This is a genomic window from Bacillus sp. FSL K6-1106, assembly GCF_038005245.1.
Classification (GTDB): Bacteria; Bacillota; Bacilli; order Bacillales; family Bacillaceae; genus Bacillus; species Bacillus altitudinis.
Genome location: NZ_JBBOSV010000001.1, coordinates 143127 through 165289, shown reverse-complemented (window position 1 = coordinate 165289; position 22163 = coordinate 143127). Strand labels below are relative to the sequence as shown.

At 40.1% G+C, this 22163-nt stretch carries 29 protein-coding genes; 3 read left to right on the top strand and 26 right to left on the bottom strand.

Annotated features, from left to right (window positions below; all coding sequences use genetic code 11):
• Window positions 1–167: 167 nt before the first annotated feature.
• The 4 genes from MHI20_RS00895 to MHI20_RS00880 are packed head-to-tail and all read right to left on the bottom strand — an operon-like array spanning window position 168 to window position 3792.
• On the bottom strand, window positions 168–1361 hold the full coding sequence (locus tag MHI20_RS00895) for an ABC transporter permease (RefSeq protein WP_024719554.1): 1194 nt from the start codon (window positions 1359–1361) through the stop codon (window positions 168–170).
• Entirely contained in the window at window positions 1362–2048 is a 687-nt protein-coding gene (locus tag MHI20_RS00890; protein WP_061418958.1) for an ABC transporter ATP-binding protein, read from the bottom strand. It abuts the gene before it with no gap.
• On the bottom strand, window positions 2045–3151 hold the full coding sequence (locus tag MHI20_RS00885; protein ID WP_340936310.1) for an efflux RND transporter periplasmic adaptor subunit: 1107 nt from the start codon (window positions 3149–3151) through the stop codon (window positions 2045–2047). The genes MHI20_RS00890 and MHI20_RS00885 overlap by 4 nt, the downstream gene beginning before the upstream one ends.
• Before the next feature lie 20 nt (window positions 3152–3171).
• The gene (locus MHI20_RS00880; protein WP_193804261.1) at window positions 3172–3792 is read right to left on the bottom strand and encodes a YIP1 family protein; all 621 of its coding nucleotides are present in this window, start codon (window positions 3790–3792) and stop codon (window positions 3172–3174) included.
• Between the two features lie 518 nt (window positions 3793–4310).
• On the opposite strand from MHI20_RS00880, the gene MHI20_RS00875 reads away from it, so the two are divergent.
• On the top strand, window positions 4311–4688 hold the full coding sequence (locus MHI20_RS00875; protein ID WP_039168668.1) for a Rok-like winged helix domain-containing protein: 378 nt from the start codon (window positions 4311–4313) through the stop codon (window positions 4686–4688).
• Window positions 4689–4735: 47 nt separating this feature from the next.
• Here the strand turns inward: MHI20_RS00875 and moaD are convergent, their stop codons facing one another.
• The 6 genes from moaD to MHI20_RS00845 are packed head-to-tail and all read right to left on the bottom strand — an operon-like array spanning window position 4736 to window position 8866.
• On the bottom strand, window positions 4736–4969 hold the full coding sequence (gene moaD / locus MHI20_RS00870; protein ID WP_008345159.1) for a molybdopterin converting factor subunit 1: 234 nt from the start codon (window positions 4967–4969) through the stop codon (window positions 4736–4738).
• Window positions 4962–5453, bottom strand: coding sequence for a molybdenum cofactor biosynthesis protein MoaE (locus tag MHI20_RS00865; protein WP_045034216.1), 492 nt, complete (start codon window positions 5451–5453; stop codon window positions 4962–4964). The genes moaD and MHI20_RS00865 overlap by 8 nt, the downstream gene beginning before the upstream one ends.
• Window positions 5446–5973 (bottom strand): molybdopterin-guanine dinucleotide biosynthesis protein B, encoded by a 528-nt coding sequence (gene mobB / locus MHI20_RS00860; RefSeq protein ID WP_045034297.1) that lies wholly within the window; start codon window positions 5971–5973, stop codon window positions 5446–5448. The genes MHI20_RS00865 and mobB overlap by 8 nt, the downstream gene beginning before the upstream one ends.
• Window positions 5955–7229: a molybdopterin molybdotransferase MoeA gene (locus MHI20_RS00855; RefSeq protein WP_340936304.1), complete on the bottom strand. Its 1275-nt coding sequence runs from the start codon at window positions 7227–7229 to the stop codon at window positions 5955–5957. Before MHI20_RS00855 ends, mobB begins: the two co-directional genes overlap by 19 nt.
• 9 nt (window positions 7230–7238) lie before the next feature.
• Entirely contained in the window at window positions 7239–8255 is a 1017-nt protein-coding gene (locus tag MHI20_RS00850; RefSeq protein WP_045034214.1) for a thiazole biosynthesis adenylyltransferase ThiF, read from the bottom strand.
• 29 nt (window positions 8256–8284) lie between these two features.
• The gene (locus MHI20_RS00845; protein WP_019743805.1) at window positions 8285–8866 is read right to left on the bottom strand and encodes a molybdenum cofactor guanylyltransferase; all 582 of its coding nucleotides are present in this window, start codon (window positions 8864–8866) and stop codon (window positions 8285–8287) included.
• 84 nt (window positions 8867–8950) lie between these two features.
• Here MHI20_RS00845 and MHI20_RS00840 point away from each other — a divergent pair, with 84 nt between their 5' ends.
• On the top strand, window positions 8951–9868 hold the full coding sequence (locus tag MHI20_RS00840; RefSeq protein ID WP_340936300.1) for a sigmaE regulated sporulation protein: 918 nt from the start codon (window positions 8951–8953) through the stop codon (window positions 9866–9868).
• Window positions 9869–9930: 62 nt separating this feature from the next.
• Here the strand turns inward: MHI20_RS00840 and MHI20_RS00835 are convergent, their stop codons facing one another.
• The 3 genes from MHI20_RS00835 to ahpA all read right to left on the bottom strand — a co-directional run bounded on the left by MHI20_RS00835 (window position 9931) and on the right by ahpA (window position 12271).
• Window positions 9931–10512, bottom strand: coding sequence for a Rok-like winged helix domain-containing protein (locus MHI20_RS00835; RefSeq protein ID WP_007498648.1), 582 nt, complete (start codon window positions 10510–10512; stop codon window positions 9931–9933).
• A 481-nt stretch (window positions 10513–10993) separates the two neighbouring features.
• Window positions 10994–11452 (bottom strand): TlpA disulfide reductase family protein, encoded by a 459-nt coding sequence (locus tag MHI20_RS00830; protein ID WP_008345174.1) that lies wholly within the window; start codon window positions 11450–11452, stop codon window positions 10994–10996.
• A 276-nt stretch (window positions 11453–11728) separates the two neighbouring features.
• Entirely contained in the window at window positions 11729–12271 is a 543-nt protein-coding gene (gene ahpA / locus MHI20_RS00825; protein WP_007498654.1) for a biofilm-specific peroxidase AhpA, read from the bottom strand.
• A gap of 271 nt (window positions 12272–12542) precedes the next feature.
• On the opposite strand from ahpA, the gene MHI20_RS00820 reads away from it, so the two are divergent.
• Window positions 12543–13352 (top strand): mechanosensitive ion channel family protein, encoded by an 810-nt coding sequence (locus MHI20_RS00820; RefSeq protein WP_096881345.1) that lies wholly within the window; start codon window positions 12543–12545, stop codon window positions 13350–13352.
• A 22-nt stretch (window positions 13353–13374) separates the two neighbouring features.
• On the opposite strand, the gene MHI20_RS00815 is transcribed toward MHI20_RS00820, so the two are convergent.
• From MHI20_RS00815 to MHI20_RS00755, 13 genes are all read right to left on the bottom strand, one after another.
• Window positions 13375–13617: a YkuS family protein gene (locus MHI20_RS00815; protein ID WP_003211408.1), complete on the bottom strand. Its 243-nt coding sequence runs from the start codon at window positions 13615–13617 to the stop codon at window positions 13375–13377.
• A 50-nt stretch (window positions 13618–13667) separates the two neighbouring features.
• A complete protein-coding gene (locus tag MHI20_RS00810; RefSeq protein WP_144716501.1) occupies window positions 13668–14846 on the bottom strand; it encodes an N-acetyldiaminopimelate deacetylase in 1179 nt (392 codons plus the stop codon).
• 34 nt (window positions 14847–14880) lie between these two features.
• Window positions 14881–15591, bottom strand: coding sequence for a 2,3,4,5-tetrahydropyridine-2,6-dicarboxylate N-acetyltransferase (gene dapD, locus MHI20_RS00805; RefSeq protein WP_008347987.1), 711 nt, complete (start codon window positions 15589–15591; stop codon window positions 14881–14883).
• A 109-nt stretch (window positions 15592–15700) separates the two neighbouring features.
• Window positions 15701–16126, bottom strand: coding sequence for a flavodoxin (locus MHI20_RS00800; protein ID WP_414642621.1), 426 nt, complete (start codon window positions 16124–16126; stop codon window positions 15701–15703).
• A gap of 49 nt (window positions 16127–16175) precedes the next feature.
• The gene (locus MHI20_RS00795; RefSeq protein WP_073414345.1) at window positions 16176–17069 is read right to left on the bottom strand and encodes a WD40/YVTN/BNR-like repeat-containing protein; all 894 of its coding nucleotides are present in this window, start codon (window positions 17067–17069) and stop codon (window positions 16176–16178) included.
• Entirely contained in the window at window positions 17059–17535 is a 477-nt protein-coding gene (locus MHI20_RS00790) for a flavodoxin (protein WP_008347992.1), read from the bottom strand. Before MHI20_RS00790 ends, MHI20_RS00795 begins: the two co-directional genes overlap by 11 nt.
• A 190-nt stretch (window positions 17536–17725) precedes the next feature.
• Window positions 17726–18133 carry a DUF4275 family protein gene (locus MHI20_RS00785; protein WP_340936287.1) on the bottom strand — a complete coding sequence of 136 codons (408 nt, stop codon included), beginning with the start codon at window positions 18131–18133 and terminating at the stop codon, window positions 17726–17728.
• A gap of 96 nt (window positions 18134–18229) precedes the next feature.
• Window positions 18230–19111 (bottom strand): LysR family transcriptional regulator, encoded by an 882-nt coding sequence (locus MHI20_RS00780; RefSeq protein WP_039168691.1) that lies wholly within the window; start codon window positions 19109–19111, stop codon window positions 18230–18232.
• Between the two features lie 96 nt (window positions 19112–19207).
• Window positions 19208–19651: a cyclic-di-AMP-binding protein CbpB gene (gene cbpB, locus MHI20_RS00775; protein WP_007498671.1), complete on the bottom strand. Its 444-nt coding sequence runs from the start codon at window positions 19649–19651 to the stop codon at window positions 19208–19210.
• 146 nt (window positions 19652–19797) lie between these two features.
• Complete coding sequence (gene abbA, locus MHI20_RS00770) at window positions 19798–19989, bottom strand: antirepressor AbbA (RefSeq protein ID WP_008347999.1); 192 nt, start codon at window positions 19987–19989, stop codon at window positions 19798–19800.
• Window positions 19990–20138: 149 nt separating this feature from the next.
• Window positions 20139–20654 carry a ribonuclease H-like YkuK family protein gene (locus MHI20_RS00765; protein WP_024719568.1) on the bottom strand — a complete coding sequence of 172 codons (516 nt, stop codon included), beginning with the start codon at window positions 20652–20654 and terminating at the stop codon, window positions 20139–20141.
• Window positions 20655–20793: 139 nt separating this feature from the next.
• On the bottom strand, window positions 20794–21036 hold the full coding sequence (locus MHI20_RS00760) for a YkuJ family protein (protein ID WP_003212254.1): 243 nt from the start codon (window positions 21034–21036) through the stop codon (window positions 20794–20796).
• A gap of 184 nt (window positions 21037–21220) precedes the next feature.
• Entirely contained in the window at window positions 21221–22117 is an 897-nt protein-coding gene (locus MHI20_RS00755) for a manganese catalase family protein (protein WP_335352726.1), read from the bottom strand.
• Window positions 22118–22163: the final 46 nt, after the last annotated feature.

The following is a 22163-nucleotide window of genomic DNA, read 5'->3' as shown; positions in this document are numbered from 1 at the left end:
GACATTGAGAAGAAAGTCATGATATTAGCATTTCTATCATTTTTCATTTCATTCAATTGAACGAAAAAAAGCCTTTATGCGTTTTGCATAAAGGCTTCAGGTGCGGAACAGCAGGCAACATATCTCGTTCTACCTTCTTGTCAGCACCTTGAACGTTAATTTTAGGATTATTCATATCTAAGTGATTCAATAGGATCGAGCCTCGCTGCTTTATTGGCAGGAATCAGTCCAAAAATAATACCAATGAGCATACTAAATAGGACGCCTCCACATACGATCTGCCACGATACAAGAGAAGGCCACCCTGCAAACAGTGACACAAGTGAAGCACCTCCTAAGCCAAGCGCGATTCCAAGTAACCCACCGATCAGTGTAAGGACGACAGACTCAATTAAAAACTGAACGAGTATTTGAGCCCTAGTTGCCCCAAGTGCCTTTCGAATTCCGATTTCTCTTGTTCTTTCTGTGACTGATACGAGCATAATATTCATGACACCAATGCCGCCGACAAGTAATGAGATACCAGCAATTGAGCCAATGATTGTTGTCATGACAGACGTAATCTGACCAATGCCTGCTGCAATCTCTTCCAGATTGATCATTTCGTAAGCATCGTCTGTATGGTGATTTTCATTTAATCGTGCAGCCGCACTCTTTCCTACTTCTTTCATTTGATCAGCATGTGCGACTTGAATAGACAACTTATCATATTCTTTCACACCAAATGCAGTTGTCAGCATTGCAAAAGGGACATATATTTCATTCATATCAAATGAAAACAGCCCTTCCTGTTTTGCTAAAACTCCGATCACCTCAACCGGCTGTCCATTCATCCAAATCAACTCGCCTACTGCCTTCTCTCCATTAAACAATTCTTTTTGTATCCCTTCTGAAATAACAGCTGCCCTTCTTCCGCTCCTAAAATCGATTTCACGTAAGTCCTGTCCTTCTGCTATATGTAATGAGTGTACATTCGTGTAGCCTTCATTAATCCCATTGACCGTTGCATCTATTGTTGTATCTTGAAATCTTAATTGCATGCCTTGTGCCGTGGAGGAGGCAACCTGTTTAACCCCATTCAATGCTTGAACACTTTGAATGTCTTCTTCAGTAAATGTGGCTTCAAATAACGCATTCGGATTCGCATTTAACTCCTCATCAGAGGGTGTATAGGTCATATCAATGGTATTGTTTGGCCCTGAAATTGATTCTTTCAGCATTTGCTCGCCGCCTTGACCGATGGCAACGACTGCAATCACCGAGCCAACCCCAATAATAATGCCAAGCATCGTTAAAATAGACCGCAATTTATGAGCAAGGACAGAATTCAGCGCTATTTTGATATTTTCAAAGAGTTTCATTCATTCGTCTCCTTGTATCAATCTATCTTGAGCGAGGCGTCCATCTCTTACAACGACTATCCGGTTTGTATACGCAGCTATTTCTTCTTCATGAGTAACGAGCACAACCGTTGTTCCTTCCTCATTGAGCTTTGTAAACTGTTCCATAATCGAGCCGCTCGTTTTTGAATCAAGAGCGCCTGTTGGTTCATCTGCCAAGATAAGCTCCGGCTCATTGACAATCGCACGTGCGATGGCTACTCTTTGCTTTTGACCCCCTGACAACTCGTTTGGCATATGCTTCATTCGATCTGCCAAACCAACCTTTTCAAGTGCCATTTCCGCACGTTCTTTTCTTTCCTTTTGACTGATACCAGCGTAAATCATCGGAAGTTCAACATTTCGCCTCGCATTTAATCTAGGCAGTAAATAAAATTGTTGAAAAACAAAACCAATGGATCGATTTCGAATCACTGCCAGTTCTTGATCCTTTGCTGCCGACAGCTCCATACCTTGAAAAAGGTACTGTCCGGAGGTCGGGTGGTCCAGACAGCCAATGATATTCATTAACGTTGATTTTCCAGAGCCGGACGGGCCCATAATGGACATATACTCGCCTTTACCAATGACGAGGTCCACTTCACTTAATACATCAAATGTCTCCTCAGCGACTTCGTAGCTTTTTGTCACGTTTGAAAGCTGAATCATTCAGCATTCACTTCCATTCCGTCATACATATCATCTGATGGCTCTGCAATGATTTGATCTTCTTTTGTTAAACCTTTCGTCACTTCAAGATCTTGACCTGACGTTTCACCTAATGTCACTTTTACTTTCTTCAGTGCATTCTTTTCAACAACATAAACGTATGAACCATCTTTCTCTTTTTTCACGGCTGTTTCAGGAATTGTGAGCACTTGACGCTTGTCCGTTTCAATTTCCATGATCATTTTAAAGCCTGGTTTTGCATCCGGCTTTTTCCCTTTTATTTCAATTTCGACTGGATATTGTACGGTTTGATCACTAGCAGCTGTTTCTGCTGTTGACTGGGCAGGCACAGCGCCCACTTTTTTCACTACTCCTTGCCAACTCTTTCCGCGAATGACATCAGACGTTACCTTTACTTTTTGTTTCTTTTTGACTTTCATAGCATCATACTCACTGATTAAGCCTCGTACAATCATTTTTTTCTCATTGCCAATATGGATTACCGGCTGTCTCTCTTCTAGCTTCCCTGCGCCAGCATCTTGCTCGACGGAGATGACTGTTCCTTCAATTTTGCTATGTATCGTTAAATCTTCTATTTGTGCCTTTACTTTTTCTTGGTTAAGCTCCGCTTGTTTTTGCTCTAATTCAGCGGCTTTGAGTTCGAGTTCAAGCTGATCTCGCTCGTTTTTCGAATCAGAGCCCGCCTTTTTTCCCTGATTTTCATCTAATGAATTGAGTCTATTTTGTAATTGTTCAAGCTTTAGTGTACTTGATTCAGCCGCAAGTGCTTGCTGCTGTTCTTCAAGCTCCAGTTCCTTATTTTCATATGTAAGGAGCGGTGTCCCAGCTTTCACCTTTTCTCCTTCTTTCACAGCGATATGATTCAGGCTTCCCTTCTCCTCTTCTGTATAAATAAATTGCTCCTCCGAGAATGAAAGTGTTCCAGGCGTCATCACCTTAGAGGTTATTTCTTTTGGTGTGAGTTTAACTGTTTTAAATGCTGCCGTAGACACAGGTTTTGATTGGTTTTTTGCAATGTTAAATCCAATAAATAAACCAATCACAATAATCAAAATGGATCCGATGATGATTTTCTTTCTCATAAAAACATTCTACCCCCAGCTTACTGCATGTTGATGGTGATCGTAGTTCCTACATATTGAAAAATTAAAGATAATACATAAAAGACACTCACAATAATCCAAGATATTCTTGGCGAAATGCGGCCGACCTTGATCAATAAAAAGCCTGTTAAAACAAGATTCCAGATCACAAAAAGGTCAATATTTCCTAACACAGCATGCCATGAACCAGACATTCGAATGAATGCGTTTAATGAGGTAATAGTGATATCTTTTGGCACATGAAAAATGATGATCGCTAAATGAGAAATGATCGTACCAATGATCGTAATAGGTGTGATATAAAGTACACCTGAAAATAGCTGCTGAAACGTTGCATCACCTTTTGCTAAAAAGACGATGAACTTGTATACGGCAGTATTAATGACAATCCCAATGACCAAACCAATGAGCGTTATCACATAAACGAAAGGGATTGGTAAAATTAAATCTGCCCACATTCCTTCATTCACTAGCTGAGACAAATAAGTGACAACAACTGTTAATACAAGCACACATGATAAAGGCCACCAAACGAATGGATGTTCCCACACTCTTTTCAAATGCTCTGATGGTCTTATGCTTACTCCTATCATTGTCGGTTTTGGCGTTGTTTCTTTCATCAAATGTCATCCTCTCCATGTGCTGTAAGTATGGAAACGTTTTTTCATACTCTTGTTGTTTCTATTTTATCAAAAGATTGCCAATAAGTGATAGATCATTTGATTTTCTTATTTTCATAGTGATAGGATTGAATCTATTATTCTATTTTCATGAACGACATCCTTCAAATGATACCTTGATCCGACCATATTCATATGAAAAAATCATGATTTTACTGACTGAAAAACATTTTATGAAGTAAACAACATGTCTTTCGGAATAAATATCCTTTTCCTTTGGATTCAGATGGTCTCAGTTAGACACAACAATTTTTTGTTAAAATATTCCTAGTAATTTCAATGAATCCCGGCTTTATAGGACTATGTTTAGCGCCTTTTATAGAACAGATGAGCCTTTAGTAACAATACTTTCATATTAAAAAAATAAAAATAAAAGGATTTTACTTGATCAAATGTTATTTTTTCATATAATGTAAAATAGAGGTAGGTTAAATGATAGTGGAAATGGAGTCAAGTGAATGTTAAGAGAAAAATTGAAACTGCAATTGATTTTACTTTATGAAAAGGAACAAGAAGCATGGCAATACTTTCGAAAGGAAAGAGAACTGATTTATCATGAGCTTAAATTACTTGATATGAAAGAGAGCAGACCTTCTAATGACAAAATATACTACGCAGCAAGGTGTGTAGATATTATTAAAGAAAAAAAGGGAAGCATCGTGAGCACAAAAGAACTAAAAGAACAGCTTCAAGCACGAACAGATTTCAATGTGAGACGAATCAGCGAATTGTATGATCTCATTCAACAGCTCGATCCTCACATTTCTAAAGCACGCCGGGGATGTTTTATTTACGAAGATCATACCCAAGTACCTCTACAATCTTTTCACACATAAAAAAATTGGTTACAGCCGCTGGCCATAACCAAATCCTCTAATATCTATTATCCACCACTTACAGGAGGAATGAGTGCAACAGTGTCCCCGCTACGCACTTCAGCATTTCCCCTCGTATATATTTCGTTGACTGCAACCATCACGTTTTGTGCAGTATCAACACCATATACCTCCTGTAATTCTATTTTAATCTCATCAACCGTTGTTTGATCTTTTTGAATGATGATTTGTTGTTTACCGGCCTTCTCAGCAAGGCCGGCGAACAATAATACGCTAATCATGCCGCTTCCCTTCTTTCTCGTTAAGTTGGAGAGTACTAGGTTTTCCTTCCGGGTATGAAACGGTTTCAAGCTGATCACCTATCCAAGCCTCTCCATCTTCCCAGTATTCCTTTTTCCAAATAGGAACTATTTCCTTTATTCGTTCAATCGCATATTCATTCGCTTCGTATGCAGCTTTCCGATGAGGTGATGAAACAGCTATTGCCACTGCAATGTCACATATCTCAAGAGTGCCAATACGATGCACAATAGCAGCTTCTGTATCGGGCCAGCGTTTTTTAATTTCTTGTCCAATTTGACTCAACATTTTTTCCGCCATTGGTATGTATGCTTCATATGTTAAACGCAGCGTTTTTTTGCCATTTGTCCATTCTCTTACCGTGCCTATGAATGTCGTAATGGCTCCCGCTTTGCGTCTTGTGACATGCTGAATCAATTCATTCACATCAATTGGCTCTTTTGTGATGTTAAAAAGTTCATTCATACGAGGCTTCCCCCTTCAATAAATTAAAAGCAAATGTGATCCCGCGCTTGTCAAATGCTGAAAACACAGGAAACGGGTATTTCTCAGTGAATTGTATTTCTTTATTGAAATAAATGGCTGCTTGTATATGAGAAAGTGTTGAAAGATCAATGAGTTCCTGTTCGTCTTTGACACACAGGATTTTGCGGTAAGGCGCCTGTTTGTATCCTTCGATCAAGACGGCATCTAAAGGAAGATGCTGACACATATTGAGTAGTTGTGCGAATGTCATGTGCCGTATGAAAAAGTGACATTCACCTTCTCCCTCCACACCTGCGGCAAATGCACCCGCTTGAACATATCGATCCGTATCTTTTTGTTTGAACAGACGGTCTGGTTTTCCGCCATGTCCATGATGTTTAAAGCAGCATAGCTTCAGTTCTTCTTTATCCGACAGCTGACATAATTTTTCGATCAGCGTCGTTTTACCACTATTTTGATAGCCCACGACTTGTAGAATGTTTAATTTGTCATCCAACATGGAGCACCGCCTTCGTGGTGAAATAGCAGAACGCTGACCTGGTCACCTGTACTAAACCCTCTTGTTCCTCCGGGCAAAACAATGAAACAATCAGCATGAGCAATAGATGTCACCGCACTAGATTTATCAAGACCTGTTGGCGTCACACTCAGCTGGCTGCCAGCGAAATCAAGTGATGCTCTAACAAATCGTGTGAACGGATTGGCTTTTGGAAAATCATGTGTCAGCTTCGCCTCAGCAAAAACGGGAAATGGATTTTCTTTCAAACACCATTTATAAATGATCGGTTTGACAAATAGTTCAAAGCCAACAAAACAGGCAGCCGGATTTCCTGACAGCCCATAAAGCAATTGACCATTTGGCAACGCAGCAACGGTCGTCACACTTCCAGGTCTCATGGCGACTTTATTAAACAACACATCTGCACCAAGTTTTTCATAAATAGCAGGTAAAAAGTCAAAATCACCTACCGATACACCACCTGTTGTGATGAGCATATCAACTTTGCTTAAGGCTGCTTTTACGGCTGCATAGCTTTGATCAAAATCATCGGATACACCGCCTAAATCAAGCGGTTCTCCTCCAGCTTCAAGAACCTGGGCGTACACCATACTTAGGTTACTATTTCTAATTTTACCGTCCACCATGGCATCACTTACTTGTAGGAGCTCGGTACCTGTTGAGATGATACCGATCACCGGTTTTTTGGCGACTGGCACAACCGCATATCCGAACGTTGCCAATATCGCCGTCACGCCTGGGGTAACTTTTGAGCCTTTTTTGATCATGACGTTCCCTTTGAGGGTCTCTTCTCCTTGCCGAGAAATATTGTCACCCTTTTTCAGAGGTCTTTTAAGTGACATCATTGATTTACCGTCTTTTTCAAACGTTTTCGTCAATTCGAGCATGATCACAACATTTGCTCCTTTTGGAATCTTCGCTCCTGTCATGATGCGAATCGCTTGAAAAGGGCCGATCGTTTTTGCAGAAACAATACCTGCCCCTATATGATCAATGACCTCAAATTCAACCGGATGCTCGCTCGATGCATCTTTTGTATCTTCTGCCCGAAGTGCAAAACCATCATACGGAGAACGATCAAAGGCAGGAACATCGTGGTCTGCTAAAATATCCTCTGCAATATATCTTCCAAGGCTATTCTTTAAAGGAACCCATTCGACTTGTCCATGTTTTTGAAATTGGTGGACTTTCTTTACTGCCTCTTCTACTGGAATTGGCTGTCGTCTTTCCATCACTTCTCACTCCTATATGCCTAGCAGTCTTGCTAGTAATGAATTGGCTACTTTTTCATCATTTGTCCCATGGATTAATACACGTCCTCCTTTAAAACAAACGATACGGTGTCTTTCATAGCGTATATGAATTAAAAAATCGTTCACTTCCACCTCACAAATAGAGGACAGACGCTCTTTTACATGCTGAAATGAAAGGTTTTCTAAATCCTTCGATATGATTTGAACGGTGTCACGTCCGCAAAGAACCGCTGTTTTTTTGCGCTGTTCCTGTAAATATGGATACGTTCTATTTGTGCCGCAAGAAGGACAGCTCTCCTGCTTCGTACGAGATACATCCATTTTAAACGAAGACGACTGCCACAAATCAAACGTGACAAACTTTCGCTCCATTTGCTCTTCATGCCCTGTTAAATATTTTAATGCCTCTGTTTGCTGATAAGCCGACACCATTTGGACAGCAGGAGAAATAATACCAGCTGTATCACATGTCAAACCCCCAACAGGCACTGAGGTAAATACACATGATAAGCAAGGTGTTTTGCCCGGCAAAATGGTCATATACATTCCCTGACTGCTCACACAGGCACCGTAAATCCAAGGCGTATTTGTTTCTAAGGATAAGTCATTCATCACCATTCTTGTCTCAAAATTATCAGTCGCATCAATGACGATATCTGCCTTTCGGAATAAAGGTCTTAACAGCTCTACTCCTGCATCTTCAATAAGAGCGTGAATGGTCACTTCATGATTGATCTCTTGGAGACGTTTTTTAGCTGCTGCCGCTTTTGGCACATGCATCTTTGCATCGTGTTCAGTGTACAGCTGCTGCCGCTGTAAATTTGAGAATTCCACATAATCACGATCTACAATCGTCAAAGTACCAATTCCTGAACGGACAAGCCCTTCAGCAGACGCTGTTCCAAGTGCACCAGCTCCAACAATAAGGACATGACTTTCGGCAAGCGCAGACTGCCCTTTTTCCCCTACCGGAGGGAACAAGATTTGCCTTGAATATCGCTCGTTCAATATTGTTCTCTCCTCCTCGTTTTTATGTATCATATCATACCGTTTTCAGGTAAATCGCTTCTTTTATTGATATTGTGAAATTCATTTGGTGCCACGTTCAGTTCGTCGGCTGGAACAACCTGGACGTGAAGTTTTTGTAATAAGTCTTTAATAGCTAATTGATTCTCTTTTAAGCACGCAGAAATAAACGGAAGACTGCGGCGGTGATAAAGCGCAAATAACGGCTGTAATCTTTCCTGCACCATCGGGACCACAGCATCTACATGCTCATGGCAATAAGAAGATAAAGCGACGGCTGTCTCTTTTCGTATGAATGGCATATCACATGCCGTCACTAAGTACCACTCTGCTTCTTGCTTTTGCATAGCGGTATATATGCCTGCAAGCGGGCCATACCCACGCACCTGTTCATCATCTAACCAAACAGCTTGTTCCCCTCTTGCTTTGAAAAAAGGCAGAAGCTTCGGGTGACTGATGATGATGGTTTCCCCTTTCAAAAGTTGCTCTTTCACATGTTCATATAGTGGTTTCCCCTGATAGACATGACTTGCCTTTGGCTCTCCAAAACGCCTAGAAGCACCTCCGGCTAGTATCACATTCACTATTCTCATAAATCTCATCCCCTTTGATATGGTTGTTCTAATCGCACTCATTTCGCATACTTTATTGATAACATGAATAAGGAGGGTCTACCTATGAACCGGCGCCATGCTTCTCCCCTATTCCATGATCTGTCTCAAGAAAATCTATTTTTAAAAGCTGAAACGGCCAAATATCAACAGATGATTTCAGATTTACAGTCCACGTATACCTATGCTAAAAACAAGAAGCTATCTCAAGAATATCATGAGATGAAAAAGGATTTCACTCAATTAAAACAACAATTGGATGAAATGACCATTGACCAAGACGAAGCATCATCTAAAATACAGGATCTCTCTTATAGCAAATCGGAATTATTACATAAAATCGTCCTTCTTCATGAAATGCTGCAAAAGGAAACCTATCATAGACGAAAAGAAACAGAGGAAAAGCACCGATTGCATTTGAAGGTTGTAAAATATAAGGAAATGTCTCAGCAACTACAGGAGCGATTACTAGACCAAGATAAACAGCTTGCAAAAGAGGAGAAAAAAGGAAATACTTTATCCGTTGTGATTGAAAAACTGCAGCAAACTCTAGGCGATAAAAACGCAGAGCTTCATTTATTACAAGAAGGCGTGCGGCATCTACAGGAGCGTTTTTATGAAACACAAGAAAAATTACTGCAAATCGAAAAAGCAAAAGAAGCCATTTTTTATGAAACACTCACGAGCTACCAAAAACAGTTAGCCGAAAGCGAGGAATGGATCGCTTCTCATTTTGCTGATATCGACCAGTCAGCCCAAACAAATGCCGAGCCGTTCTCACAAGAACCTATTTTGCAAACAACCGAAGAAATAGGACCGATTTTGAAGAAACTAAACGAACAAGTAGAAACGCTCCAGGCAAAAGTCGATGCTGTGCAGCGGAGTGGAGAGGTCATGACAGTGAAGATCGATGGATTTAAAAAACAGCGCGACAACATGCCCAAAGAACGAAAGATTGTCTATACAGTTGATCAAAAAAAGTGATCCGTTCATCACGTACGCAAGAAAAAACTGCTGGCATTTACGCCCAGCAGTTTCTTTTTTATTTATTCGTCTTCTGTTTGAATGTCGCCTTCTAAAATATACTGTCCGCGATAAGGTTTCTTCACTTCTGGGTACATTTTAATTAAGCTTTGCATAAACGTTGTCATATTTGGAATTTCAAGACCGCTCTCTTTTTCAATCTCTTTTTGAAGTTCAGAGCTTTTAATCGCAGCATTATGACGCTTTAATGTTTTGATTGCAGCTTCACGAAGCTTAGCTGCCTTTGATCCAGGTCTAGCTGTGCCTCTTCTGCGTCTTGTAGATCCTTCAGGAATACCTACAGGTGCACCATTTAGCTGACCTGTTCCTAAAGATGATGTAACGTTTGACTGCGTTTGCGCAGGCTGATTGTAGCTTCTCATTTCTTGTGCAGCCAACTCAGCTAATACAGGCAGTGAATCTGTTTTTCTCTCTGTACGCACTTCTTTTTTTGTATCTGTGACGAGACCTGTACCTTGACGGTCTAATTCTCTTAGTTTTGCGTAAATCGCATCTCGTTCAATTTGATATTCACGGATGACCTTTACTTCTGCTTCGTTTAATTGTTCCAATCGTAAACGTAACGCTTCCCTCTCATTAAACAATGGATTTCCCCCTCATCATATAAAAAATATTCTATAGTAAATATTAGATTAGAAAACTAATTTTATCAACTATTTTTTTATCATTTTACAGTTTGCTATCAGATAGGTATTTCCAACTAAAATTTTGCCAAAGAAGAAAAATCGGCACCCATTTCATTGCCACTATAGGCTTTTGACCACCTTTAAAATATTGTAAAAATTTTGAATAAATGCTTATACTACTTGATTTATATAGTTATTTACCAAACTGAAATTTCTTTTGTGCAAAAACGTTCTGAATAGTAAAAAGTTAAAATCTTTACATTTTCATTTCAAAACGAAAATGTAAATAGGTCATAATACCTTTTTGTTTCAGGAAATTTTTTTAATGAAATCCCTCATTTTCTCTTTTCTTAGGCATTCCACCTACAATCATATTCATCCAGTGCAATATGTCTCCTATTTTTCCCCATGAAAAAACCCCCATGAATGGGGGGAAAGCCTATTCTGCAGCCTTTTCAGACTCAGAAAGAACTCGATTGACACGTTTTTCAAGCATTTTCATACCGCTGCCGCCAGCTTGGAAGTGGCGTAAAGCACCTGTTTTATCGAATACATAGTAAGCTGGTACATATTCGTTCTCAAATGCTTCTGTTAATTTATGGTCGCTGTCTACAAAGATTGGCTGTGTGATTTCATGCTCATTTGCAACCTCTTTGATTTTTTCTAGATCTAGGTCATCCTCTGAACGTGGCATATGAACTGCGATCACGTTTAGTTGATCCTTGTATTCATCACGGAATTGGTTCACTTGCGGCATCGCCTCTTTACAAAGGTGACAGCTAACTGACCAGAAGTGGATCAATGTTGGTTTATCACCAATTAATTCTTCTCTTGTTACTTCTCCATTTAACCATTCTTTTGCACCAGTTAGTTCTGGCATTGGTTGACGTAATTTCATTTTGAAGCGCCTCCATCCATTGTATGTCTCGAAACAAAAAGGTCTAACATCAGTTAGACCCCAGCATGTAGACAAACCCTCGCATTCTTTGTCAGTCCTGCGTGCTGATGCTCACAAATGTCACATTCGCTTCGCGCCAGTACTCGTCCTTCCTAGGGCTGCAAAGGTTTTCTATCACGCTGAAAAGAAGACAAAGGGCTAAAATCAAGTTCATTTTAGCCCTTTGTCAACAATCTGAAGGTCTAACATCAGTTAGACTGTTTCTTCAACTATCAATTAAAGTGTTTTTTGACCAGGCTTCCAGTTCGCTGGGCAAAGTCCACCAGTTTGTAATGCTTGAAGAACACGTAGTGTCTCATCTACATCACGACCGATATTGTTGTGGAATACTGTTTGATATTGAAGTTCGCCTTCTGGGTTAATGATGAATAGACCACGAAGTGCAATTCCTTCTTCTTCAATTAAAACACCGTATTCTCTAGATACTGTGTGGTTTGTGTCAGCAGCTAGTGGGTATTTTAATTCTCCAAGACCATTGTCTTTACGATCTGTGTTGATCCAAGCAAGATGTGTATGGATTGTATCAGTAGATACACCGATGATTTCTGCATCTAAATCTTCAAACTCATCATAACGATCGCTCATTGCTGTAATTTCAGTTGGACAAACAAAAGTGAAATCCATTGGATAGAAGAAAAGAACTGTCCATTTGTCATTCTTGATGTTTTCCTCTAAACTCACTTTACCAAATTCCTTATTAGCAAGTACTGCTTCCATTTCAAAACGTGGAGCTTGTTTTCCTACAAAACGCTCTGCCATATGTAAATCCCTCCAAAAATAATATCTTTATACAGACTTCTTAGCTGTATATAAAATGAGAATCAATAGGTTAAATTCTCATTTAGTTAATAACTTCACAAATATAATTATAATACTTAAGCGATTTTTAGTCAATATTAATTAATAATAAATTTAATTAACGATTTGTCACAATCTCTCGCTCCAACTATTAAAAGTTTAACATGACTTGCATAAGGGAACAAATGATTAGCTTCTCATTTCGCACATACATAGAAAGGTTTTGAAGATCATGAAAGCACTTGAACAAGTAGATTGGGTTTCCATCATCATGAATATCAGTATGATTTTGCTAAAACTCATTGCTATTTTTGTGATTTATTTTATCATCAGAGCGATTGGAAACAAGATGATTAAGCGTGCCTATTCAGCATTCTCTGAGAAGCACGATGTCTCTTTATCACGAGCTCAAACGTTGCAAAGTCTTACCTTAAATATTTTCGCCTACTTGCTGATTTTTATTCTAGTTGTGATGATCCTCGACTTATTTCATTATAACCCAACCGCCTTGTTGGCTGGGGCAGGTGTTGTAGGACTTGCCATTGGATTTGGCGCTCAGGGATTAGTGAGTGATATTGTGACAGGCTTCTTCATACTGCTGGAAAAACAATTTGATGTCGGCGAGTATATAACGGTTGCTGGTTTCGATGGGATCGTTGAACAAATTGGACTGAGAACAACACAGCTTAGAAGCTTTGACGGCACTCTTCATTTCATTCCGAACCGAAGTATACTTAATGTAAGCAATCATTCACGAGGGACGATGCAGGCACTCGTTGATATCGAATTATCCCCAGATGAAAATGTGGATCAGATGATCACCACTTTGCAAGCAGCCTGTGATGAAGTTCGTGAGAGCATGCCGCAAATCATCGAAGGTCCTCAAGTCGTTGGAGTGGAATCATTTGGCTCCTCATCCCTGGTCCTTCGTATCATTGCAAAAACTGAAACGATGGAGCAGTGGCGTGTCGAACGAATTCTGCGCAAAAAAATGAAAGAAGCACTCGATCTAGAAAAAGAGCAAAAAGAACCAGGATCATAAAATCCTGGTTCTTTTGTTTGTTTTATTGAACACGCTGTTCTACTTCTTGACAAATTTCATCAGCCGTCATACCTGACGCTGTAATGACAGATGCCTTTGTCGTTGTGTCTGAAATGCCAAGAACATTTGAATCTAGTCCTGTGACCACATAGCAGTCACACTGATCCATTTGCTGTTCATTTTGAATACGTACGACATCATACCCTTTTTGCTTCAAAAGCTCTTCTACATCGGATAAAGATGGTTCTACACCAATTCTTGTCATAATCAAGAACACCTCCTGTACATAAGGTGTACAGGAGGTCATTTGATTATTCATTCACCTGCTTGCTTTTTAAAATAAGCCGTCATGACGTTCACAGCTGTTTCAATCGCATTTTCGTCAGGAGTCAGCTTGGCATGGTGCAGTCCATATTCTGAATCTACCCCTAACCAAAACATGAACCCAGGGTATTTTTTCAGCATGTAGCCGAAATCTTCTCCTGTCATCGCTTCTCTGCATTCAATAACATTCGCAAGCCCTTCTTCGGCTACATATGACATAAATTCCTCTGTCAAATCCTTTGAATTGTCCACTTCGTAATAAGCTGAAGGGTATCGAACTGTCGCCTTGCATTCGTAGCCAATTTCAATTCCCTTTGCCAGTGCTTCAATTCGTTTTCTCACCTTTTTCATAGACTCTGGCGAGAGCGTGCGAATGGTTCCATCCAGCTTTGCGTGCTGCGCAATGATATTTTGAGCAGTGCCACCTGTAATCGTGCCAACTGTAATGACGGCACTATCAAGAGGGTCCACATTTCGTGAAATCACCGATTGCAGCTGCCCTACTAGTGCACTTGCAGCCACCACCATATCATTTGCTAAATGAGGGTATGCGGCATGCCCGCCTTTTCCTTCAAGATCGATCACAAGCTCACTCGTATTAGCAAATAATAGGCCCGGCTTTGTTGCAATCGTGCCGACTGGATATTCAGGTGCAATATGCAGCGCTGTAATAAAGTCTGGCGTCCACTTTTTTAGAACATCACTTGTAAGCATTGGTTCAGCTCCGCCTGGCCCTTCTTCTGCCGGTTGGAAAATAAATAGCAGATCTTCTTTGATTGGCTGATGCACGAAATGATCAATGATACCAAGAGCAATGGTCATATGAAGATCATGTCCACATGCATGCATGTTGCCCTCATGTACCGATTGAAATGGATAGCCCGTTTCTTCAGGGATAGATAATCCGTCCATATCTGCACGATACGCAAAGACGCGCGTAGGATTTGTCCCTTTTACTTTCACAAAAAGTCCAGTCCGCCATGTTTCCATCTCGATTCGATCTGTTGGGTACGATTCGAGATGCTTGATGAGGTAAGCTTGTGTTTTAAATTCCTTAAAACCAAGCTCAGGGATTTGGTGCAAATCTCTTCGAATGGATATTAATTGCTCACGATTTAACAAGTGAACTCGCTTCCTTTCCTCTATACGAATAAGACGTGGATATATCATCCACGTCTATGTCTTCAGTTGCGAATTGTGTCAATTAAAGCTGACGCAGTTCTTGTTTGATTTCAGTTTTACCTTTTGTTTTTTCATCAATGTCTTTGATTTTCTTTGCAGGTGTACCTGCTACAACCGTGTAAGGCTCAACATCGTTCACAACGATCGCTCCAGCTGCTACAACCGCACCTTTCCCAATTGTCACACCTTCTAAAACAACAGCGTTTGCACCGATGACAACATCATCTTCTACTACAACTGGCTTAGCAGAAGGCGGCTCAATAACACCTGCAAGAACAGATCCCGCACCGATATGACAGTTCTTACCTACTGTCGCACGGCCGCCAAGAACAACGTTCATATCAATCATCGTACCTTCACCGATGACTGAACCGATATTAATAGAAGCACCCATCATGATGACTGCATTATCGCCAATTTCCACTTGATCACGAATGATTGCACCTGGCTCAATACGTGCTTTGATGTTTTTCAAATCCAACATAGGAATCGCAGAGTTACGACGGTCATTTTCCACGACAACATCTTCAATTTTGTCTTTGTTTGATGCTAGAGCTTCTTGAATTTCGCTCCACTCACCGAAGACAACACCAGTGTTACCTGTGATAAATGTTTTTGCATGTTCACCAAATTCAATACCTTCTAAGTCCCCTTTAATGTAGACTTTAACAGGTGTTGATTTTGTACTATTTTGAATAAATGAAATAATTTCATTAGCGTCCATTTGTTTCATGTATGTATGTCCTCCTCTTAATTTATACTTCATTACTGTACCAAAGGAGAGTTTTAATGACAAGTGAAAGAATTGTCTGCGCCTTGGCAAATAAAACAAGCGGGCCTCTTTATCCCGCTTCTTGCTGGTGAAGATGAACAAATTGTATCCCAAAAGAAATCAATTCCTCTTCCTCGTTTCCTTCTGGATTCAGCTCTATTTTGATGGATGGTAGGACGATATCACCGCCCAGCTCCTTCACTTTTTCTTCAATTAAATCCACAGCTCCACAAAAATGTTCATAAGATGTATCTCCAGAACCGAATACAGCAAATGCTTTACCCGTCAAATCAAGCTCTTCCATTTCTTCATATAGATCAATAAAATCATCTGGAAGATCACCATCTCCCCAAGTATATGCACCTAACAGAATGTGCGAGTAATCATGAAGAAGTTCAGCATCAATATCCATCGCTTCATGCCGGTCCACGCTAGCACCAGCTTCCTTTAATCCTTTTTCGATTAAATCAGCCATTGCTTCTGTATTTCCTGACATTGTGGCATACACCAATAAAACTTTTTTCGTCACTTTTTCTTCCTCCTTATTAATGAATCAGTGCAGGTTCCTCATAAGGCCTGACAAACTTACTTTCATATAAACCCGCACAGAAAAAATTCTCCTTTTGATTGGCGACACGAAAACCGTGCCCTTTGATCGTATCAAACCATTTGAGCTCTTTTTGCTCTATATCAAGCTGATACACTTTAGAAAATCCATGCTCATCCTGTGAAGTGGTCACGTACACAATGCCGTTATCCTCTGACACATCCAAAAATGATTCCTCTTGCGCAAAAGCTTGTGATTGAATATCATGCAGCATATTTGTATGTAAGTCTAAAATTTGAACAGACCCTCTTTTCCCTTTTTTAGAGCCCAACGCACAGACAAGGAGGTGTTCCCTGCAAAGCAGCATAGAAGCAGTCATTCGGTGCTCTTCTCTGTTTAGGAGAAAAATCTGTTCACTTTGCAAGTCATACACCCATATTCCTCCATGCACCTCATGAATCTGCGTTCCAATATAAAGATAATCACCGGCTACACATAATGAACGAATCACAGGGGGCTGATTCACATGAGCAAACGGCTTCATAATTTCCCAGGAAATTCCGAAATCGGTTGACACATAAATACTATGCTTTCCATGTGCGCATACAAACCCATCTTTGCGTCCTGTAATAGACCAAACAACTGCATTTGTTGGAAAAGATGATAGCGCCCATGTGTGGCCCTCATCTCCTGATCGTATGACAGTTCCATTTTCACCAACTCCGAACAAATACGGACCAATATAACTGATAGCGTGGATTTTATGCTTGAGCTTAAAAAGCTGCTGCCATCCGCCCTCTACACTGTAATGAAAAATACCTTCTCGTTTGACAGCAACAAAGTAGCCGCCACTTTTAGACGCAGCTACAGCTGTCGCACCTTTATGAAACATGATTTTCAACTCTTTTCTCAGACAATGATGCCCACGTTAAAAAGCTCGTTGCAAACTCCTCACAGCACGCCACATCTTCATCTGTATCTGGCGCAAGTTCCATTTTCAATGTTTCAGGAAATACGGATGCACCTGTTGATTTCAGCATGTCATGAAAGGTATGAACAGCCTCGCAAAACTTCGGATAACTGTAATCGCCTGATCCAAATACCGCCGCTTTGATGTGACTAAGTTCAAGAGCTGAGACCTCTTCATAAAAATCTTCAGCTTCATAAGGTAAATCACCGTCACCCCATGTGTAAGAGCCGATCATGACATAATCGTATGAAGAAAGATCTTCTGCGCTTGTGTCGTCAAATTCCATCATCTCTGTCTCTATCCCTTTTCCTTCAAGCGTTTGTTTTAAGATCGCTGCCATATCTTCCGTATTGCCAGACATACTCGCAAATGCAATTAGTGCTTTCATCTATTGGTCACCTCATCTAAATGATAATCATTTTCAATTATTATATGTACACTTTAAATGATAATGATTTTCATTGTCAAATGTTTTATGAAAAGGTGCTGTTCAAAATAAACATGTTGTACATCAAAAAACCGCTCATTCCAATTGGAAGGCGGCTCTAATTGATCGTGACCCTATGTCACTCGTTTTTTTATTTCTGAATAAAATATGGACCGCAATCGGATTCGTGCGTCATCACAAATGTCCAATTTTCTTCCCAATCCATGACATACAGATCGCTATAGTCCATGTGTCCGTCTGTATATGGCAATTCCTTCACTGACAGGTCAGCGGCGTTTTCAAACAGATACGCTTCTTGAGCAAATTGATAAAAAATAGTACATGTATGCTTTGATTGCTGATGAAAGGCGTTTATCGCTGCCTCTTTTTCAAGGCATTCAACTTTTCTCCAGCTACATAAGTGCCATAGGAAGCCATCCATCCCAATCTCTTTTTGTTCTTCTAAAGAAAGATGACTTGCAAAACGTCCACGCCATCTCTCGCGTAAATAAGTTCCCCACTTCGGTATATCCATCTTCTTTTGTTGTTGATTTCTCATCATTTCTTCCAGCTTTCTGCTTTTTCAGTAGATAAATCTATTAGAAACCTAATCAAACCACTTATCCTAAAAAAGCACCTCCTCTTCTAGAAGTACTTACACTGCCTCACTTTCAAGCATTTCTTTCACCACACCAACAAATGCTTGAACTTGTTTTAACTGAAAAGAGGCTTCATATCCTAACAGCCACGTGTCACGTCCGATTTGCTCTCCATTTGCGTCTACGAGCGGGGTTTTGTGTACGCTTTTCTCATGATCATATAAGGTGACCGAAGGCAAAATGGCGTAGCCGATACCGTGATAGGCCATTTGTTTACATGTTTCAATCTGGTCCACAAGAATCGTCTGTTTTGGCGACACTTTAAACTTTTGATGCCACCAGTGCTGAATTTCTTGATAATAGGTGCTATCACTTTTAAATTGAATAAACGGGCGTTCTGTCTCAATTAACTCATCCACGTCCTTGATGACAGAATCGACTAAATATAAATGATCGGTCATTAAGTATTCCTTTGTGCCCTTCCAATCAGGATTCCCGCGAATGATGCCAATGTGGACATGGTCTTCATACAGACTTTTAAGCATCTCACTGCTCCAGCCGGTCACAAGAGATACTTTGGCATTTGGGTATTTCTCGACATACCGCTTTAGCACCTTTGGCAGCCAGTGCTGACCAATAATGGACGCAACGGCAAGCTTGAGTGTACCGTGAATTTCTCCTTCAAGCTCGTCAATTCTCTCTCGCACTCGATCCTGCTCAGTCGTGACCTCTTTGGCGAATTGAATAATCTGTTCGCCAGCTGAAGTGACTGTCAAGCCTTTTTGTGAACGAAAAAAGATTTTGGTTCCCCACTCTTTTTCAATCGTTTGCAGTCTTTGAGATAAGGCAGGCTGAGAGACAAAGAGCCGCTCTGAAGCCTTTCTCATATTCAATTCCTCACTAAGTACAACAAGCATATGTAACTCTTGAAGCTGCATGAACGCCCTCCTTCTCTTGATAAGTTTTTCTTATTTTATATAGTCATTATATAAATAATAGCTTATGAAGGCAAAAAAAATAAGCTGGGCTGCAGCTCATTTTTTTGCGGAATGAATGACCTCATTTAAGCGCTTTAATACAACACGCCGAGTGAAAATTCCTTCGAATACTTGCTCTTCATTTTCCACACAAACAAATCCATTATTCGTCACAGCGTGAACGCCTTTTAAAACAGGATCCGTCGTTTTCAGTCTTGGAATATCTGATAGCATGACCTCTTCTACCTTCAATTGGTCGAGCTTTTCAAATTCAATTCGTTCTAAGCCAAAGATTTTATCCATGATCATATTTGTTCCAATTAACCCATGAAGGTGATAAGAAGCATCCAGAACAGGTATGGCTGTATATCCTGTTTTTGTCAGGACCAATAGGGCGTGCTCAAGATTATTTCCAATTTGAACGTGTGCCACTTTATCTGCATCAATCATATGCTCAGCTACTGTTGACTCAAGTAATTGAGCCGGTTCTATCTCTATCATGTTTCTTCGACCCCTTTTCTCTCAATCATCAATCATACATTCCCCTTTAACATTAAGCATAAACTAAAACGAATTTTGTCGAAAGATTTTTTTCTGCATAAAAAAGATACTCAGCGTAGAGTATCTAATAGAATGTTCAATCGATATTAATTCTCAAACCTTACTCTGTCATACAATGTGATCAATTTCTTATACGTGTTGTCGTCGACATTTTTTGTTCCACATTCTATATCATTGATCTCACTGCTTAGTAATTCGACAGCATATTCCTGATTCAGTAATACGTTTAATAATAGCTTTTTCTCTTCTTCATTAAAACGATTTTCGATGACGCTCATTCAACATCAGGCCCCCTGTTTCATATATGCTTTTATATTGATTAGCAGGCGTTTGAATGTCTGCTTCCTCTCTATACAGCTAGAATAAGGAACTAGAATCGAATCGTCAACCGCACGTTTCGACAACGTTTGGAGAAAAATGACGGAATTTATTTTGTGTATCGATTGGCGTAGCAAAATGCTGCGTATGAGTCGGGTTTTATTTTTGCTTCAATTCCCATGGCTGTGATCATTCCGGTCATTTCCTGGATCAGCTCTTTTGTACTTCCTTTTTTGCCAATATCTAGATGGACTTCAAAACGAAGGTCTGCCCCTTCCTCAGCAAACGGAAGAAGCAAATCCATCAGTTCTGTTAAAGGTCCCTCAAGGATGTCTGCACATACCTTTTGGCTAAACGCTGTCTCTAATGAAATTTTTTCTCTAAGACTTTGTACAGGCCGATTCAACACTTGCTGCGTGAGACAGCCCCAAGCTCCTTTGCCGATCCGGTGAAGATGAATTGCAGTCATAAATCTTGTGACATTCTGATTGACCTGAGAGTCCGTACCAATTGATAGTACATAAACAGATCTCGGGTCTTTCTGAATAAAGTCTTTCATTCTCATGACAACATCAGAAAACGCTAAATGCTCTTCAGAAAGATTAAAGAAAAAAGAATCACTCACAGAAAGGAACTCCTTTTCAATGGTCTCTTATCCGAATATTGCACTGAATGATCATCTTCCATTTGTTCATCACTTATGAAGTGTATGCTTCCGCAATCAACGAAGGAATTCTTAGAAAAAACATTTCATACGATTCAGCTTAGGATTGTAGAAGCTCAAAAATCTCAATCGAAATCATATCAATGTTGTCAAATGGGAAAGTGTTTGGCTTATCCCCTTGTTGAAAAACAGTCAATTCAAACGTTTGATTCTTTTCGAAATACTTAACACTACAGATTTTCTCACCGTTCACTTCGAAATAACGCTGTGCCGGCTCGTTTGCAGCTTCTGCTGTCTCTTGAAGACTTTGCAGCCTTGTAATGATACCCATTAATTGTGACATTCTAAAAAAAGACTCCTTTCAAAAAAACAACTCAAGATGAACCCGTATTGATTATACACAAGTCCTACAAAGCATCATACCATAAAGTGTTCTCAGATGATATTTTTCCTCTTGAATTCAAAAAAAGAAAAAGAATCTGTTTTTTTATTTTGAGTCTTTTTTCTTTTCTCATGCATCTTGTTTTTTATAAACCGGCCGATCTCATCAGGCGTTTCGCAATTTCGTCAAAATCTTCTTTTGAAATACCTGGAGCAAACTCTTCCGGCAAATCTCTATAATCTGGCACGGGTGCACCTTTTGGCGTGCCCTCAATAACTGTCAGCGGCTTTCCATCAATCGGATGGTTTCCTTTCCAAATTTGATTGATATCCTTATAATCCGTATCACTAAATGTATACAGTTTTGTATGAATATTCTGATCTTCAAACTTTCTTGCAGAGTCAAAGTATTTATTGTCGAGATTTGGAATTGGCAGCATCTTCCCAACATCTACCCCTGTCGCTACCTCAAGGGCTTTTGCATACGCCACAACATGAACGCCGCCTCTGACAAGTAAATAACCGATCATTTCTCTTGCCGTAGGGTGATCCGTCATTTCATATACGCGCATTTTATGCGTACGAGCTCCGCACTCTAGGAAGAAGTTATGAAGAAGATCCAGAATCAGATTACCACTTGAGAACACATTCTCACCTGTCCACGGCTTTGCCATGGAGTCAAACGGATAGCCTGTTTGTGCCGTTTGGATAAAATGCTGCGTATTTCGTTTATCAACAGCCGCTTTCATCGGGGTCGTATCTGGATCGCCCCCATGGGTGGTTCCCGTAATCATGAGATTGACTGCAGTTGTCACAAGCTCTACATGACCGAATTCTTCAGCTGTAATACTTGATACAAGATCATAAAATGGTTTGAGCTTTCGTTTCCCTCTAAAGTTAAACGATTGAAACATGTAGTTATTTAATGTGGACATTTCACCAAATTTTCCGCCGAGTAATTCTTGCACAGCCGCTGCACCATTTGCATCTGGGTGATTTGGCATTGGTAAATCAATCAGCAGCCGCTTGTCACGTTTGATCATGACTTTTCCCTCCTACTGTCTAACTATCATCATTTAAGGTGTATGG

Coding starts and splice junctions, on each gene's coding strand:
- MHI20_RS00895 (WP_024719554.1), bottom strand. CDS start 1,361: ATGAAACTCTTTGAAAATATCAAAATAGCGCTGAATTCTGTCCTTGCT.
- MHI20_RS00890 (WP_061418958.1), bottom strand. CDS start 2,048: ATGATTCAGCTTTCAAACGTGACAAAAAGCTACGAAGTCGCTGAGGAG.
- MHI20_RS00885 (WP_340936310.1), bottom strand. CDS start 3,151: ATGAGAAAGAAAATCATCATCGGATCCATTTTGATTATTGTGATTGGT.
- MHI20_RS00880 (WP_193804261.1), bottom strand. CDS start 3,792: ATGAAAGAAACAACGCCAAAACCGACAATGATAGGAGTAAGCATAAGA.
- MHI20_RS00875 (WP_039168668.1), top strand. CDS start 4,311: ATGTTAAGAGAAAAATTGAAACTGCAATTGATTTTACTTTATGAAAAG.
- moaD (WP_008345159.1), bottom strand. CDS start 4,969: ATGATTAGCGTATTATTGTTCGCCGGCCTTGCTGAGAAGGCCGGTAAA.
- MHI20_RS00865 (WP_045034216.1), bottom strand. CDS start 5,453: ATGAATGAACTTTTTAACATCACAAAAGAGCCAATTGATGTGAATGAA.
- mobB (WP_045034297.1), bottom strand. CDS start 5,973: ATGTTGGATGACAAATTAAACATTCTACAAGTCGTGGGCTATCAAAAT.
- MHI20_RS00845 (WP_019743805.1), bottom strand. CDS start 8,866: ATGAGAATAGTGAATGTGATACTAGCCGGAGGTGCTTCTAGGCGTTTT.
- MHI20_RS00840 (WP_340936300.1), top strand. CDS start 8,951: ATGAACCGGCGCCATGCTTCTCCCCTATTCCATGATCTGTCTCAAGAA.
- MHI20_RS00830 (WP_008345174.1), bottom strand. CDS start 11,452: ATGAAATTACGTCAACCAATGCCAGAACTAACTGGTGCAAAAGAATGG.
- ahpA (WP_007498654.1), bottom strand. CDS start 12,271: ATGGCAGAGCGTTTTGTAGGAAAACAAGCTCCACGTTTTGAAATGGAA.
- MHI20_RS00820 (WP_096881345.1), top strand. CDS start 12,543: ATGAAAGCACTTGAACAAGTAGATTGGGTTTCCATCATCATGAATATC.
- MHI20_RS00815 (WP_003211408.1), bottom strand. CDS start 13,617: ATGACAAGAATTGGTGTAGAACCATCTTTATCCGATGTAGAAGAGCTT.
- MHI20_RS00810 (WP_144716501.1), bottom strand. CDS start 14,846: ATGATATATCCACGTCTTATTCGTATAGAGGAAAGGAAGCGAGTTCAC.
- dapD (WP_008347987.1), bottom strand. CDS start 15,591: ATGAAACAAATGGACGCTAATGAAATTATTTCATTTATTCAAAATAGT.
- MHI20_RS00800 (WP_414642621.1), bottom strand. CDS start 16,126: ATGTCAGGAAATACAGAAGCAATGGCTGATTTAATCGAAAAAGGATTA.
- MHI20_RS00795 (WP_073414345.1), bottom strand. CDS start 17,069: ATGTTTCATAAAGGTGCGACAGCTGTAGCTGCGTCTAAAAGTGGCGGC.
- MHI20_RS00790 (WP_008347992.1), bottom strand. CDS start 17,535: ATGAAAGCACTAATTGCATTTGCGAGTATGTCTGGCAATACGGAAGAT.
- MHI20_RS00785 (WP_340936287.1), bottom strand. CDS start 18,133: ATGAGAAATCAACAACAAAAGAAGATGGATATACCGAAGTGGGGAACT.
- MHI20_RS00780 (WP_039168691.1), bottom strand. CDS start 19,111: ATGCAGCTTCAAGAGTTACATATGCTTGTTGTACTTAGTGAGGAATTG.
- cbpB (WP_007498671.1), bottom strand. CDS start 19,651: ATGATAGAGATAGAACCGGCTCAATTACTTGAGTCAACAGTAGCTGAG.
- abbA (WP_008347999.1), bottom strand. CDS start 19,989: ATGAGCGTCATCGAAAATCGTTTTAATGAAGAAGAGAAAAAGCTATTA.
- MHI20_RS00760 (WP_003212254.1), bottom strand. CDS start 21,036: ATGTCACAATTAATGGGTATCATTACAAGGCTGCAAAGTCTTCAAGAG.
- MHI20_RS00755 (WP_335352726.1), bottom strand. CDS start 22,117: ATGATCAAACGTGACAAGCGGCTGCTGATTGATTTACCAATGCCAAAT.